15 protein-coding genes and 1 rRNA gene are annotated in these 13,238 nt (G+C 59.3%); 5 read left to right on the top strand and 11 right to left on the bottom strand.

The window, feature by feature from the left end:
* The first annotated feature begins 96 nt into the window (after positions 1 to 96).
* Positions 97 to 209, top strand: a 5S ribosomal RNA gene (gene rrf, locus AC07ZH_RS00005).
* 117 nt (positions 210 to 326) lie between these two features.
* Here the strand turns inward: rrf and AC07ZH_RS00010 are convergent.
* The 9 genes from AC07ZH_RS00010 to AC07ZH_RS00050 form a co-directional block, all read right to left on the bottom strand.
* Positions 327 to 1,094, bottom strand: a complete 768-nt coding sequence (locus tag AC07ZH_RS00010; protein ID WP_495198023.1) for a class II glutamine amidotransferase — start codon at positions 1,092 to 1,094, stop codon at positions 327 to 329.
* Positions 1,095 to 1,124: 30 nt separating this feature from the next.
* Positions 1,125 to 2,585 (bottom strand): DHA2 family efflux MFS transporter permease subunit, encoded by a 1,461-nt coding sequence (locus tag AC07ZH_RS00015; RefSeq protein ID WP_495198024.1) that lies wholly within the window; start codon positions 2,583 to 2,585, stop codon positions 1,125 to 1,127.
* A gap of 11 nt (positions 2,586 to 2,596) precedes the next feature.
* On the bottom strand, positions 2,597 to 2,785 hold the full coding sequence (locus AC07ZH_RS00020; RefSeq protein WP_495198025.1) for a 4-oxalocrotonate tautomerase: 189 nt from the start codon (positions 2,783 to 2,785) through the stop codon (positions 2,597 to 2,599).
* Positions 2,786 to 2,807: 22 nt separating this feature from the next.
* Positions 2,808 to 3,029: a cysteine-rich CWC family protein gene (locus AC07ZH_RS00025; RefSeq protein WP_495198026.1), complete on the bottom strand. Its 222-nt coding sequence runs from the start codon at positions 3,027 to 3,029 to the stop codon at positions 2,808 to 2,810.
* 204 nt (positions 3,030 to 3,233) lie between these two features.
* Entirely contained in the window at positions 3,234 to 5,441 is a 2,208-nt protein-coding gene (locus AC07ZH_RS00030; RefSeq protein WP_495198027.1) for a malate synthase G, read from the bottom strand.
* Positions 5,442 to 5,536: 95 nt separating this feature from the next.
* The gene (locus AC07ZH_RS00035; RefSeq protein WP_495198028.1) at positions 5,537 to 6,976 is read right to left on the bottom strand and encodes a YfdI family membrane protein; all 1,440 of its coding nucleotides are present in this window, start codon (positions 6,974 to 6,976) and stop codon (positions 5,537 to 5,539) included.
* Between the two features lie 121 nt (positions 6,977 to 7,097).
* Positions 7,098 to 7,850 carry an SDR family NAD(P)-dependent oxidoreductase gene (locus AC07ZH_RS00040; protein ID WP_495198029.1) on the bottom strand — a complete coding sequence of 251 codons (753 nt, stop codon included), beginning with the start codon at positions 7,848 to 7,850 and terminating at the stop codon, positions 7,098 to 7,100.
* Positions 7,851 to 9,152, bottom strand: a complete 1,302-nt coding sequence (locus AC07ZH_RS00045) for an FAD-binding oxidoreductase (RefSeq protein WP_495198030.1) — start codon at positions 9,150 to 9,152, stop codon at positions 7,851 to 7,853.
* On the bottom strand, positions 9,149 to 9,574 hold the full coding sequence (locus tag AC07ZH_RS00050; RefSeq protein ID WP_495198031.1) for a GtrA family protein: 426 nt from the start codon (positions 9,572 to 9,574) through the stop codon (positions 9,149 to 9,151). Before AC07ZH_RS00050 ends, AC07ZH_RS00045 begins: the two co-directional genes overlap by 4 nt.
* A gap of 54 nt (positions 9,575 to 9,628) precedes the next feature.
* Between AC07ZH_RS00050 and AC07ZH_RS00055 the strand changes: the two genes are divergently transcribed.
* Together AC07ZH_RS00055 and AC07ZH_RS00060 are read left to right on the top strand one after the other, a co-directional pair.
* A complete protein-coding gene (locus AC07ZH_RS00055) occupies positions 9,629 to 10,474 on the top strand; it encodes a decaprenyl-phosphate phosphoribosyltransferase (protein WP_495198032.1) in 846 nt (281 codons plus the stop codon).
* Between the two features lie 2 nt (positions 10,475 to 10,476).
* A complete protein-coding gene (locus AC07ZH_RS00060) occupies positions 10,477 to 10,893 on the top strand; it encodes a divergent PAP2 family protein (RefSeq protein ID WP_495198033.1) in 417 nt (138 codons plus the stop codon).
* Between the two features lie 8 nt (positions 10,894 to 10,901).
* Here AC07ZH_RS00060 and AC07ZH_RS00065 read toward each other — a convergent pair whose 3' ends face one another.
* Positions 10,902 to 11,198 (bottom strand): hypothetical protein, encoded by a 297-nt coding sequence (locus tag AC07ZH_RS00065; RefSeq protein ID WP_495198034.1) that lies wholly within the window; start codon positions 11,196 to 11,198, stop codon positions 10,902 to 10,904.
* Between the two features lie 183 nt (positions 11,199 to 11,381).
* Here AC07ZH_RS00065 and AC07ZH_RS00070 point away from each other — a divergent pair, with 183 nt between their 5' ends.
* Both AC07ZH_RS00070 and AC07ZH_RS00075 read left to right on the top strand, forming a co-directional pair.
* A complete protein-coding gene (locus tag AC07ZH_RS00070; protein WP_495198035.1) occupies positions 11,382 to 12,368 on the top strand; it encodes a LysR family transcriptional regulator in 987 nt (328 codons plus the stop codon).
* Positions 12,365 to 12,820, top strand: coding sequence for a DUF2214 family protein (locus AC07ZH_RS00075; RefSeq protein WP_495198036.1), 456 nt, complete (start codon positions 12,365 to 12,367; stop codon positions 12,818 to 12,820). Before AC07ZH_RS00070 ends, AC07ZH_RS00075 begins: the two co-directional genes overlap by 4 nt.
* A 69-nt stretch (positions 12,821 to 12,889) precedes the next feature.
* Here AC07ZH_RS00075 and AC07ZH_RS00080 read toward each other — a convergent pair whose 3' ends face one another.
* Positions 12,890 to 13,213 (bottom strand): PsiF family protein, encoded by a 324-nt coding sequence (locus AC07ZH_RS00080; RefSeq protein ID WP_119109414.1) that lies wholly within the window; start codon positions 13,211 to 13,213, stop codon positions 12,890 to 12,892.
* Between the last annotated feature and the right edge of the window lie 25 nt (positions 13,214 to 13,238).

The raw sequence follows: 13,238 nt of genomic DNA on the forward strand, positions 1-13,238 counted from the left end.
CTGTTATGCCAACAGACGCAATACAAAAATTCCCCTGATTCCATACTCTATGAATTCGCCTGGCTGAGCCGCGCTCACCCAAGCTCAAAAGTTATGCTTGACGACCATAGCAAGTTGGCCCCACTCCTTCCCATCCCGAACAGGACAGTGAAACAACTTCGCGCCAATGATAGTGCGGGTTCCCGTGTGAAAGTAGGTCATCGTCAGGCTCTTACAGCCCTGCCAAACCCCCTTGAATCCTCTAGGTTCAAGGGGGTTTCGCTTTTTTGGGAAATCAAAGCAGCCTCCGGCAGAAGTAGCGCAGGCCTCTAATACCGGGCACCTGATTACAGGGTCAAGGCCGCCCCATCGACAAATACCTTCAGTTCATGGCGCGCGAAGGCTTGCCAATGCTCATTTCGGGTCAGCGGGGCCGTGACGATGATGGCGACTTTGTCGCTGGCTTGTGTTTCGTGCGCGAAATCCACTGACAGATCTTCGTCTGATAGATGGGCGGCAGAAAAGGGGTGGCGGCGCTCGATGTAGTGCAGGTCCGTAGACGCGTGGGCCCACAGTGCCAGTCCGTTCGACAGCAGAAAGTTGAAGGTTCCATGGTGCGCGATGCGGGCTGCCAGCTCGCGCAAAGTTAACGTGAGTTCTTCTACGCTTGGGACTTGGGCATGCGATTTCGAGAGCTCCTGCATGATCCAGCAGAAGGCTCGCTCGCTGTCGGTGTCTCCGACAGGGTGAAAGCCGCGATGCAGATGCGGCTGATAGTTCTTCAGATCGCCATTGTGTGCAAACACCCAGTAGCGTCCCCAGAGTTCACGAACAAAGGGATGGCAGTTTTGCAGACTGACCAAGCCCTGGGTTGCCTTTCGGATGTGCGCGATAACGTTGCTGCTCTTGATCGGGTAGCGCCGGATCAGCTCCGCCACGGGTGAATCGACGGCGCGCTGATGGTCCACAAAATGGCGGACGCCCTTGCCTTCAAAAAAAGCGATTCCCCATCCGTCGCTGTGATCCCCCGTATGGCCCCCTCGTTGTGCGAAACCCGAAAAGCTAAAGCGCACGTCGGTCGGCGTGTTGCAGTTCATTCCAAGGAGTTGGCACATAGGTCTCTTTACGCGGTGGAATCGTTGGCCTCAGGACTTCCGCACAGTGGCACGCAAACGCCAGGCGGCGATCATCGCGACGGTGCAGAGCAGTGCAAGCATCACAAATGTCTCGCCAAACGCTGCGATGCGTGCTGCATCAGATCCCTTGGAACTGAGCGATGCTCCATGTGCCGCAATGCGCCATTCAAGAACGATGCCGCACAGGCTCACGCCAGCTGCCCCGCCTAGCATGCGCAGAAAACCGATGGCACTGGAGCCCTGCGAAATCAAAGTCTTGTCCAGCGGTCGCATGGCGCCGAGGTTGAGGGACGGCAGAATGAATCCCAAGCCGATGCGCCCCAGAACAGACAAAGCGACCAATATCCAAAGCCCGGACTTCAGGTGCACCAACAGCATCAGGGCGAACGAAAGCGCCAGCAAGAAAAGACCGATGCTCACCAGTACGTGAGTGGGCTGCCGGTCGGCAAGTCTGCCAACAATAGGAATGGTGATGGCCAGCACAATGCCCGCTGGCAGCAGGATTGTTCCTGCCAAAGACGCCGACAGATGCAGCCCCAACTGCATGAAAACCGGAAGCAAATAGGTCGATCCAAACAAGGCCGTGCCATAGATAAATGCCACGATACTGCCCATGGTGAACTGCCGGTAGCCAAACAGGCGAAGATCCATTAGCGGCTGGCGTCCCGTGCGAACCAGCCGCGCCTGCCACCAGACAAACAGTGCCGTGCATGTCGCGGCGCCGCCCAGCAACGCGAGTGCGCGTGACGCCGGGCCGTGGTGCAGCTCCACCAGACCATTGAGCAGGCAGAGCGTGCCCACACTTCCCAGCAGCAGCCCGCGCCAGTCGATGGTCTTGCCCCCGCGATCCGCTGCTACCCCGCCAGGCGCCGTGCTCGGTACGTACTTGAATGCCAGCCAGAGAGAGGCCAGACAAAAAGGGACCACCATGAAAAAGATCGAGCGCCAGCCAAACCAGTCCACCAACAGCCCGCCAATGGTCGGCCCGACGGCGGGAGCAAGCACCACGCCCATGCCAAACAGACCGCTGGCCCGCCCTTGCTCGTGGGGTTGAAACCCGTAGAGGATGATCACCGCTGGAATGGGTTGAACGATACCAGCCGCCAACCCTTGGGCCACACGTCCCATCAATACCAGAGAGAAGTTGCCGGCGGTGCCGCCGGCGATGCCCCCCGCCAGCAGCAGCAGCATGGAGGCGACATAGGTCATCCGGTAGCCAAAGCGCCCGAGCAGCCACGGAGTGGTCAGCATGGAGACGGTCATGGCCACCATGAAGCCAGAAGCTACCCATTGCGCACGACCTTGGCCCAGCGAGAAGTGCTGGCTCATGTCCGGGATGGCCACGTTGATCACAGTGGACGACATGATGGATGCCATCGTGCCGACCATGACCGACAACAAAAGCAGCCAGCGGTAGCGCTCGCCGTACCGCTCCTTGAGATCCTGAAGGCTACCCGAATCGCGAGCCACTCAGGCCTCGCTTAGCTGCGCTCGGACCAGAGCTTGCCCCCCGTGGCCCAGTTTTCCCGCTTGACGTCGGTGATCAAGATATCCACCGACTCGGCTGCCCCGCCCAGGATCTCGACGGAGACGCGCGTGATCTCCTCGACCAGGCGGCGCTTTTGCTCGACGCTGCGGCCTTCCAGCATTTCGACGTGGTAGGTGGGCATAGGGATTCCTTTGAAAAAACAATCAGGGGCCGGCCAGAGCTGCCTGCGCGCAAGCGGCGCAAACACAACGCCGATGCCGGTCATTGTCCGCAACGCGGGCCAACGCGAGCGGGGACACCGGCGTGTGCATGCACCAGCACCGGGCAGCGTCTTCTCCGGCCGCCAGGTTGCAGTGGTTGTCCTGCTCGCACAGTGGGCAACGCGCAGCAGCCGTGGAGGCAGATTCTTGCAGCGGTGTCGTCATGGTGAAGTGGGGCGTGCTGCCGGAAGAAGACTCAGGCCGGTATCCGGGTGTCGTCTGTGAGTGTAGAGCGATACGCAAAATGGCGTGGTGCCGAGACAGCGCCACGCCATTATTTCAAAGAATTAGCCTCTACGGCTTACGTATAAAGGGTTTCCAGCAATTAAATTTATAGCGCCTTTCTACCGCCCATGTCGCCAGCGCGATTCAGGCCGCGGCTTTCACCTTGAGCCGCCAGGCGTGCAGCAGCGGTTCGGTGTAGCCGCTGGGCTGGTCCTTGCCCTTGAAGACCAGTTCGCACGCCGCTTGGTAGGCCATGCTGGTGTCGAAATTGCCAGCCATGCGCTTGTAAAGCGGGTCGCCGCCATTTTGCTGATCCACCACGGCAGCCATGCGCTGGAAGGTCGCCTGAATGCGGCCTTCGCTCACCACGCCGTGCAACAGCCAGTTGGCCATGTGCTGGCTGCTGATGCGCAGCGTGGCGCGGTCTTCCATCAGGCCGACGTTGTGGATGTCGGGCACCTTGGAGCAGCCCACGCCCTGGTCCACCCAGCGCACCACGTAGCCCAGGATGCCCTGCGCGTTGTTGTCGAGTTCCTGCTGGATTTCGGCGTCGCTCCAGTTCGGGTTGGCGCTGACAGGAATGGTCAGCAGGCCGGTGAGCAGGTTGTCGCGCTCGGCGTTGGCGTCGATCTTTTCCATCTCCTTTTGCACCTCGCTCACCAGCACCTGGTGGTAGTGCAGGGCGTGCAGCGTCGCGCCCGTGGGGCTTGGCACCCAGGCGGTGTTGGCGCCGGCCTTGGGGTGGGCGATTTTTTGCTCCAGCATGGCGGCCATGAGGTCAGGCATGGCCCACATGCCCTTGCCAATCTGTGCCTTGCCGCGCAGCCCGCAGGAGAGACCGACGAGCACGTTGTTCTTCTCGTAGGCCTGGATCCAGGCGCTGGTCTTCATGTCGCCCTTGCGAATCATGGGGCCGGCGTACATGGCGCTGTGCATCTCGTCGCCGGTGCGGTCGAGGAAGCCGGTGTTGATGAAGGCCACGCGGCTGCTCGCAGCGGCAATGCAGGCCTTGAGGTTGACGCTGGTGCGGCGCTCCTCGTCCATGATGCCCAGCTTGACGGTGCTCTCCGGCAGGCCCAGAAGCTGCTCCACGCGGCCAAACAGGTCGCTGGCAAACGCGACTTCGGCGGGGCCGTGCATCTTGGGCTTGACGATGTAGACGCTGCCCTTGCGCGAGTTGCGAATGCCGTCCTTGCCGTGCCCCTGCAGATCGTGCAGGGCGATGGTGGTGGTGACCACGGCGTCGAGAATGCCCTCGGGGATCTCGCGCTCCTGGCCCTGTTTGTCCGTCCACAGGATGGCCGGATTCGTCATGAGGTGGCCGACATTGCGCAGGAACATCAGCGAGCGGCCGTGCAGGCGCACCTCGCCGCTGCCGGCGGGCGCCGTGTAGATTCGGTCGCCGTTGAGGCCGCGCGTGAAGGTCTTGCCGCCCTTTGTGACTTCTTCGGTCAGCGTCGCTTTCAGAATGCCCAGCCAGTTGGCGTAGCCCAGCACTTTGTCTTCGGCGTCCACGGCGGCGACCGAGTCTTCCAGATCGAGAATGGTGGAAAGCGCGGCTTCGAGGACCAGGTCGCTCACGCCGGCGGCATCGGTCTTGCCGATGGCGGTGCCGCGGTCGATGCGGATGTCCAGATGCAGGCCGTTGTGCTGCAGCAGCACGGACGACGGGTTCGCCGCGTCGCCCTGGTAGCCCGTGAACTGTGCCGGGTCCTTGAGGCCGGTGCGGGCACCGCCTTGCAACGCGACGGCCAGCGCGCCGTTTTCGACGCGGTAAGCCGTGGCATCGGCATGCGAGCCCTGGGCCAGCGGGGTGGATTCGTCGAGCACGCGGCGGGCAAAGGCGATGACCTTGGCGCCGCGCTTGGCGTTGTAGCCTCGGCCCTTTTCACAGCCATCGGTCTCGGGAACCGCGTCGGTTCCATAGAGCGCGTCGTACAGACTGCCCCAACGGGCATTGGCGGCGTTGAGCGCGTAGCGGGCATTCAGGATAGGCACCACGAGTTGTGGGCCGGCTTGCAGGGCGAGTTCGTCGTCCACGTTGGTGGTGGTGGCCTTCACTTCTGCCGGCTGGGGCCCGAGGTAGCCGATACGCTCAAGAAAGGTGCGGTAGGCCAGCATGTCCTTGATCGGACCTGGGTTGGCCTTGTGCCAGGTGTCGAGCTCGGTCTGCAGGCGCTCGCGCTCGGCCAGCAGGGCGATGTTGCGCGGTGCGAGATCGGTGACGATGGCGCCAAAGCCTTTCCAGAAGGCAGCGCTGTCGATGCCAGTGCCGGGCAGCACCTGTTCGTCGATGAAGCGCTGAAGCGTCGTGGCCACTTGCAGGCCGTGGAGGGTGGTGCGATCGGTCATGGTAAGGAGCCTTCTTTCCATCAAACAACAAGCAGCCAATGCAGCTATGCCAGCACTGTATTGCATGTCTTGGAATTCATAAAGAAGATGAAAATCTAAGAACTAGTGACTTTTTTGCAAAGATGAAAGGCCTGGGAGGCGTTTGGGAGCCGGAGGCGCCGTTTTGGTGGCTCCAGTATGGCGGCCATTAGAGCGCAGGGGAGGAAGACGAAAAACGCTGTCATGTGCTTTTCGAATTCAAAATAACCGTCCCCGGCTACTACGGCCAAGGGCGCGAGCAGCATCCAGACGGTGATGATGGCGGAAAACCGCGACCGGCGGCACAGCTGGGCAATTAGCAGTGTGGCAATAAATACCCAACTAAAAACACGGGCTAGCTGCGTTTGTGCCGCGACTAACGCCTGCGCTGCTGAAGATGCAAGCCGCACAGTCGAGCGGATGTAGGAAACGAGATAGTTGGAGCGCACCGCCGTCAGGTAGGTGTTTTTTATTAGTTGCCATAGGACAGGTGGATGTTGCGCCAAGGTGACCAGATAAGTGCCCAGGCGCCCTTGAGCGATAAGTTGGTCGTAAAGCGTCTGCGCCTGCTCTTTCTGTGCTTCGGTGTGCTCTGGGTGCCTGGCGGCATCCAAGATGGTGCTGGCCGTCGGCAGGTAGGAGGTGCCCAGGTAGCTGGATTGTGGCAATGTGGTATGCAATGACACCTGCAGTTGCTGCTGGTGCTTGTAAAAATATGGATGCCGATCCTCAAATCGCTGGGCAGGCCAGCAAGCCGATTGCAATAGGCTCCAACCCACGCCGTTAAAGTAGCGGTTGTATTGGTTTGGGGCATGGTTTTCGGGGTGGACGCCTAGGGTGGCAGCGCAAATAAAAACTATGAACAACAGCGATGTCCATACCCGTGCGTTGGCACCACCATGCAGCCACAGATTTCTAAGCAACAGCAGCATTATGATGGGGGCGACAAAAAGCATTTGTTGTTTGGCGTAAATGATGGCTGCAGCGCAGAGCGTAAAGAGCGTGACGCGGTTCTGTTGTACCAGGTGCTTTATACCTACGCACAGCGCAGGTGCCAGGGCCAGAATTAGTGCTTCGCCGTAAAACGATTTGAGATAAACCGAGTAACACAGTAGTACCAAGGAGAGTGTGACCAGTACCAAGCAATGGCAGCGGGCGTGACGGGCAAGAAAAAAGCTGCCAGCCAGCAGGACCAGCAGTAGCGCGACCAGTATTGGCGCAGTGTTCAGCGTAGTGTGTCCGGTTCGCTGGATTAGCCACCCCAGCGAACTAAGTAAAATCCCCATGCTGCTGTTGTTGACAAATTGTGTCTGCGTGCCCAGCGTGTAAGAGGGTTTCATAGGCTCCCAGGAAGGCGCCAAAAAACCGGCGGGTATCGTGGCGCGATCCCAGTCACCGGTGTTGATAGCCGGCCCTTCGCACAGCCACAAAACAACTGCTATGACCACCGTGACGCTAATGCTGAGCCAAGCCTGTACGAATCGTGTACGAGGCTGCTGCTGATGTAGTGGGTGCATTAATGAGTGCGGACAGAAATCCGGTATGGTTTTGTCTTTAATTTTAGGAGCAAAGACTTCAATTCTTGCCGCTGCAGATATACTTTATGTACTTTATTTTTCAATTGAAGGCCATCAACTTTCAAATATCTAGCTTGTTAAAAATTATGCGGGGTAAATGTTGGATTACTCTCATGGCGATTAGCCATTTTCTCGGTGTGTAGATAATTGGTTTTCCTATTTCAATCGCATCAACAATCTGTTTCGCTACATCTTCAACAAGTGCCAGCTTGACGCCCCCGCCCTTGAGATGAGCCGTCATAGGGGTCTCAGTCGGCCCAGGCTTTATCAGCACCACCTTGACTGCAGTACCCGCAAAACGGTGTTGCAGGCCTTGGGCGTAGCGCGTAATCAGTCCTTTGGCGGCCCCGTATACGTAGTTGGATTTTCGCCCCCTATCACCTGCCACGGAGCCGATCAATGCAATGGTGCCGTGGTTGGCTTTTTCCATCTCTTTAGCAAAGGCCTCGGCATAGATGGCTGGTGACACCCCGTTGATCTCCAGTGCATCACGGCAAGATTGAAGATTGTTCTGGCACTCGGTTTGCACGGGCAACGATCCGTGAGCGATCAGGACGATATCAACGTTACCTGATTTAACGATATCCCCAACTGTGGCGTTGATGGCTTCAGGATCTAGAAACACTGCCTGAACGACCCGAATCTCGGATTGAGGGCTACGGACCTTCAGGTCTGTGGCAACCCTTTCGATGCGCTTTGCGTCGCGGCCCACTAAAGTCAGATCGACCGGCTGCTTCGCTAGCCAAAGCCTGGCGCATTGCTTGGCAATCGCCGATGTAGCGCCAATGATGACGATTCTTTTCTTTTTGTTCATTCAACTTCCCATCAAACGGCGAGAGAGGCCGGAGCTGATGTCCGGGTCCCGGTATTTCATGAATTCAGCCAGGCGCGGATAACCTGCCGTAAAAAGTTCTCTGGGCATTCGTGCATCCTTGGCCAGATAGAGGCGACCCTTTGCCTCGCGCACGATGGCATCCAAGCGCTCGAACAGTTTGTGCGTCCGGTTCCCGTGATTCGGAAAATCCAGCGCTAGCGTCACCCCTGGCTGTGGAAAGCTCAGCATCCCGACTGGCTGGCGATTGCCAAAGGTCTTCAGGACGGTAAGGAATGAACCATCCCCAGATCGGGCGATTTCTTTCAGCATGGCCTTAGCGGCTTCCTGCCCGACTTCGCGTGGTACCACACTCTGGTACTGGAAGAAACCCTTTGGACCGTACATTCGGTTCCACTCGGGCAGATTATCGAGCGGGTACAAAAACGGCTCATAGTGCGTGATAGACCATCCTGCCTGCCACTTCTTGAGGTGGTAGTAGGCCATGTTGACGGGACGCAGTGACAGCCGATTGACTAGAGAAACAGGGGGTACGATGGGCATTGTCAGCTTACGCCCCTTAGGTGCCGGGCGATCTCGGGCATTGGTGGGGTTGCCGCGCAAGAACAAACCGCGTCTGCCGCCCCCCGTGATGCAGTCGATCCAAGACACCGTGTGTTCCCATTTGGCCTCGGAATCATCCGCAAGCTGGAAGAACTCATCCAAGTTGGCATAGGGAACGATCTCGGTGTTTAGCCATGGGCTACCCACACGGCGCAGTTGGATCTCGGCTTGCGTGATCACCCCAGTTAGGCCTATCCCACCCACAGTGGCAGCGAACCAATCGACCCGCTCATTTGGCCCGCACTGGATGACTTCGCCATTGGTACGGATAAGGGTGAGGCTCTGGATGTGATCGCCGAAAGATCCAAGCACGTGATGATTCTTGCCGTGCACGTCGTTGGCGATGGCCCCGCCAACTGTCACCAACTGGGTGCCCGGCGTTACCGGCAGAATCCAGCCGCGAGGAATGACCAGCCGCTGGATGTCACGTAGCAACACTCCGGCCTCACACACCAGGCGACCGGTGCTGTCATCGAAAGCAATGAAATGGTCAAGTCCTGTCGTCACCCAGAGCGTGCCTTCTGGATTCAGGCAGGCGTCACCGTAGCTGCGTCCCATGCCATGGGCGACACCCGGGTGAGGCCCATGGAAAACGAGACTCTTGACCCTGGTTGAATCATTCAGTCCAATGACATGATGAGGATCGGCACTCAAGCGTCCCCACGAGGAAACTGGCTTCATACGGCCTCTGTGCGGAAGACGTAACGCTTATCGAGGTGATATTTAGTCAGGTAGCCAATAGCAAGACCAATAACGCCGCCGAGGTAGCGCATTTCCTTGGTCTCGAAGATGTGGTGAAAGCCAAACTCGAAGCCCCAGAAGATCGCAGTTGTGGCCAGACCCATGACGGTGTAGAGGGCGAAGGTCAGGGTGTCGTGTGCGACGCCGTGTGCCCGGAAGCGGAAGATGTAGCGCTTGTCGAGGATGTACTTCACGACAAGCCCGACCCCAGTACCCAAGACGACTGAGGTCAAGATGGCGAAGGCACCGCTGTAGGCACGGATGAAAAGATCCTGAGCGCCGATGTTTGCTGCAGTTGCGATTAGTGCGAAAATGGCGTAGCTGATCGCCAGCTTAGACGAGGCAGGCTTCAATGGCGTCACCGAGGTTCAAAAATAATGCATGGTACCGGAGTGCCTCGTTCGTCTCTAGCGCAGATGCTGGGGCTGATTAAGTTGATGCGGCCAAAGCAGTGGATCAAAAACGGCTTTGTTTTGGCTCCGTTGGGGTTTTCCGGGAGGTTCCTTGATGTCGGGGCCGTTGGCCACACCCTGTTGGCCGTGTTGCTGTTCTGCGTCGCATCGTCGGCTACCTATGTCATTAACGACATGCGCGACATTGAGTGTGACCGTCGTCACCCCAAGAAGTCCAAGACCCGCCCCCTGGCGGCCGAGATCGTCTCGGTGCCCGCTGCCCTGTTCCTGCTTGCTAGCCTCTGTGCTGTGCTGGTAGGGGGCTGGTTTGTTGCCCCGAAGGTGGTGATGGTCATCGCGGCCTATCTGGTCTTGAACCTGGCTTACACATTTGTACTCAAGCACCAGCCTGTGGTCGATATCTTCACGATCGCCATCGGTTTTGTCCTGCGCGTTTACGCAGGCGCCATGGCGCTGGACGTACCCGTGTCCTCCTGGATGTTCGTTACGACCCTGTGCCTGGCGTTGTACCTAGCGGCCGTCAAGCGGCGCCAGGAGCTCAGCCAGAGTGGTACCGAGGGCCGCAAGGTGCTCGAAAAGTACTCCGTCTCACTGGTGGATCGCTATGCGGAGATGTCTGCAACCGGGGCGCTGCTGTTCTACAGCATGTTTGTGATGTCCGCTAAACCCGAGTTGGTTATCACGGTTCCTTTGGTCATGTTCGGCTTATTCCGTTACTGGTTCGTGGTCGAGGCTCTTGATGGAGGAGAGTCGCCCACGGATGCACTGCTCGCTGACTGGCAGCTGTTGCTTACGGTGTTGTTGTGGGTGGCTACCTGCGGCTGGGCGCTGTGGCCGGTGCAGGGGTGATCATGGACTTTTCTTACGCCCTGACTCCCTTCCTGGCGTGGTTCGTCGCTGGAGTCTCGAAGTTCATCATCAACTGCATCAAGGCCAAGCGACTCGCGTTCGGCCTCATAGGCTATGGGGGATTGCCCAGCAACCACAGCGCGATCGTCAGTAGCATGGCCGCGCTCATTGCCCTCAAGGAGGGGATCGCACACCCAGCCTTCGGTATTGCCATCACACTGGCCTTTATTGTGATGCTCGATGCCAACAGCCTGCGTCGGCAGGTGGGCAAGCACGCGGTGACAATCAACAAGTTGACAGCAGGGGCATCGGAACATCAGGCGCTTCGTGAACGCATGGGCCACACCCGGTTGGAAATTACCGCCGGTATCGCCGTTGGTGTCGCGGTTGCCGCCGCAGTGAACGCGATTTTGGCTTGATGAATGAATCACGGACGGCCGGTGCTCAGGCGATAGACCAAGCTCTCCCGAGCCGCATTCTGGTTCGGTCGATCTCGCTGGCCGTTGTGGTGACGGTGGTGTTGTATGTCGGGATGGCGACCCTGGCGGATTGGGAGGCGTTTGATGCTGCGGTCTCCGATCTCTCTAGGGTCTATTGATTGACACCGGGAGTTGATAACGCTTGCGGCAAGCTGGATCACAGCCGAAAAACTGCCGTCGGTCTTATCGCTGCGCAAGGCGATGCGCTTGAAATTTTTGAGCGTGCCGAAGAAGTTCTGGGCCAAGTGACGCCACCTGTCGTCTTTTGTTAACTGCTCCTATTTGGCGACTATAGAGTAATGCTATCAAATAATGAGCTGAAGGCGTTTGCCCAATAGTGGCGAGAGCAATCACTCGACTGTGATGATTTCTTAGCAATTTTGAAGGGCGCAGGCGGTGGATGCCAGAGCCCGGGATAATCCTTCCCCATGGACAAACTCAAGGCCTTCGAGTCTTTCGTCTCCGTTGCCACGCGTGGCAGCCTCACGGCGGCGGCGCGGGCCGAAGGCGTGGCGCCCGCCATCATGGGCCGGCGGCTCGACGCCCTGGAGGAGCACCTGGGCGTCAAGCTCCTGGTGCGTACCACGCGCCGCATCAGCCTGACGCACGAAGGCAGCGCCTTCCTTGAGGATTGCCAGCGCGTGCTCTCCGACGTAGCCAACGCCGAGGCCAGCGTGTCGGCGGGCGGCATCAAGGCCAGCGGGCACCTGCGCATCACGGCGCCGGCAGGCTTTGGGCGGCGCCACGTGGCGCCGCTGGTGCCGCGCTTTCGCGCGCTGCACCCCGACGTGCAGATTTCGCTCAACCTCAGCGACCGGGTGGTGGATCTCCCTGGCGAAGGCTTTGATTGCGCCGTGCGCGTGGGCGACCTGCCCGATTCGTCGCTGGTCAGCGTGCGCGTGGCCGACAACCGCCGTTTGTGTGTCGCAACGCCGCAGTATCTGGCGCAGCGCGGCACGCCCCAACTGCCCGCCGACCTGATGCAGCACGACTGCCTGACCTTGTCGAGCGAAGCCTCACAGACGCGCGGCTGGGCGTTTCGCGTCCCGCGAAATGCCCTTGGGCAGGACCAGGAGCGCACCCTCTCGGACGCGGGCATATCCGTGGCCGAGTCGGGCCGGGAGGTGGTGTACCTGCGCCCGCGCGGGCCGCTCGACTGCTCGGACGGGCAGGTGCTGTTCGACTGGTGCCTGGCAGGATACGGCATTGCCTGGCGCAGCACTTGGGAGGTCGAGCGCGAAATTGCCTCAGGCCAGCTGGTGGCGGTGCTGGAGGATTACGCCGCACCGCCCAATGGCATCTATGTTGTCTTTCCCCAGCGCAAGCACCTGCCACTGCGCGTGCGCCTGTGGATCGACTTGCTCAAACACCACTACGCCGAACCACAGTTCTGGCAAACCGGAGTCTCCGCGTGATTTTAGAATCTTTCCTGGCCTACTTCCACTTGGTCGCCATCTTCACCATGGTAGTTTTCATGGCAAGCGAAGCGGCGCTGTGCCGTACCGAATGGATGAGCGCCGCCGTGATCCACCGCCTGGTGCGGCTTGATCTGATCTATGGCATTGCCGCAATGTCCGTGGTGGCGGCGGGTTTGGCACGCACGTTCTGGGGCTACAAGGGCGTGGCTTGGTACTGGAGCCAGCCGCTGCTGCATTTCAAGCTCGCCGTGTTCGTCGCCATCGGGCTGATGTCGCTCAAGCCCACTTTTTCCTTTTTGCGTTGGCGCCGCAAGGTGGTCGCCACGGGTGAGCTCCCGCCCGAAGACGAAGTGCGCGCTGCGCGCCGCTGGGTGATGCTGGAGACGCACTTGCTGGGCCTGATACTGCTCGCCGCCGTGTTCCTGGCGCGTGGCGTGCTGACGCGCTGACATCCCAAGGGGTGCAGAAACAAGAAAACCCCGCCAGGCGGGGTTTTCGTTGTGTGGCGAAGTGGCTGTTTACTTCTTCAGGCACTCGCTCATGAACGCCTTGCGCTCGGCGCCCTTCTTGTCCTTGGCTTCGGCGTTGCAGGTCTTCATCTTGCTCTGCTGGGTGGGCGCCGCTTCGGCCTTGTTGCTCAAGCAGGTCTTCATGAAGGCCTTGCGCTCGTCGCCCTTCATGCCTTTGGCCTCGACATTGCAGGTCTTCATCTTCGACTGCTGTTTGGTGGGCGCTTTGGCAGGTGCAGATGCGGCCGCAGCGGGTGCCGGTGCATCGGCCGCCCAGGCCGTTCCGAAAGCACAGGCGAGTCCGAGAGTGGTCAAGGCAAGAAGCTTTTTCATGGGTGCTCCATTGGAGGAAAAAAAC

The organism is Simplicispira sp. GW247-4R2A (assembly GCF_059424465.1).

Excerpts from the sequence above, each read along its gene's own strand:
- AC07ZH_RS00010 (WP_495198023.1), bottom strand. The coding sequence starts at position 1,094 with ATGTGCCAACTCCTTGGAATGAACTGCAACACGCCGACCGACGTGCGC.
- AC07ZH_RS00020 (WP_495198025.1), bottom strand. The coding sequence starts at position 2,785 with ATGCCCACCTACCACGTCGAAATGCTGGAAGGCCGCAGCGTCGAGCAA.
- AC07ZH_RS00025 (WP_495198026.1), bottom strand. The coding sequence starts at position 3,029 with ATGACGACACCGCTGCAAGAATCTGCCTCCACGGCTGCTGCGCGTTGC.
- AC07ZH_RS00030 (WP_495198027.1), bottom strand. The coding sequence starts at position 5,441 with ATGACCGATCGCACCACCCTCCACGGCCTGCAAGTGGCCACGACGCTT.
- AC07ZH_RS00035 (WP_495198028.1), bottom strand. The coding sequence starts at position 6,976 with ATGCACCCACTACATCAGCAGCAGCCTCGTACACGATTCGTACAGGCT.
- AC07ZH_RS00040 (WP_495198029.1), bottom strand. The coding sequence starts at position 7,850 with ATGAACAAAAAGAAAAGAATCGTCATCATTGGCGCTACATCGGCGATT.
- AC07ZH_RS00045 (WP_495198030.1), bottom strand. The coding sequence starts at position 9,152 with ATGAAGCCAGTTTCCTCGTGGGGACGCTTGAGTGCCGATCCTCATCAT.
- AC07ZH_RS00055 (WP_495198032.1), top strand. The coding sequence starts at position 9,629 with ATGCTGGGGCTGATTAAGTTGATGCGGCCAAAGCAGTGGATCAAAAAC.
- AC07ZH_RS00060 (WP_495198033.1), top strand. The coding sequence starts at position 10,477 with ATGGACTTTTCTTACGCCCTGACTCCCTTCCTGGCGTGGTTCGTCGCT.
- AC07ZH_RS00070 (WP_495198035.1), top strand. The coding sequence starts at position 11,382 with ATGGACAAACTCAAGGCCTTCGAGTCTTTCGTCTCCGTTGCCACGCGT.
- AC07ZH_RS00080 (WP_119109414.1), bottom strand. The coding sequence starts at position 13,213 with ATGAAAAAGCTTCTTGCCTTGACCACTCTCGGACTCGCCTGTGCTTTC.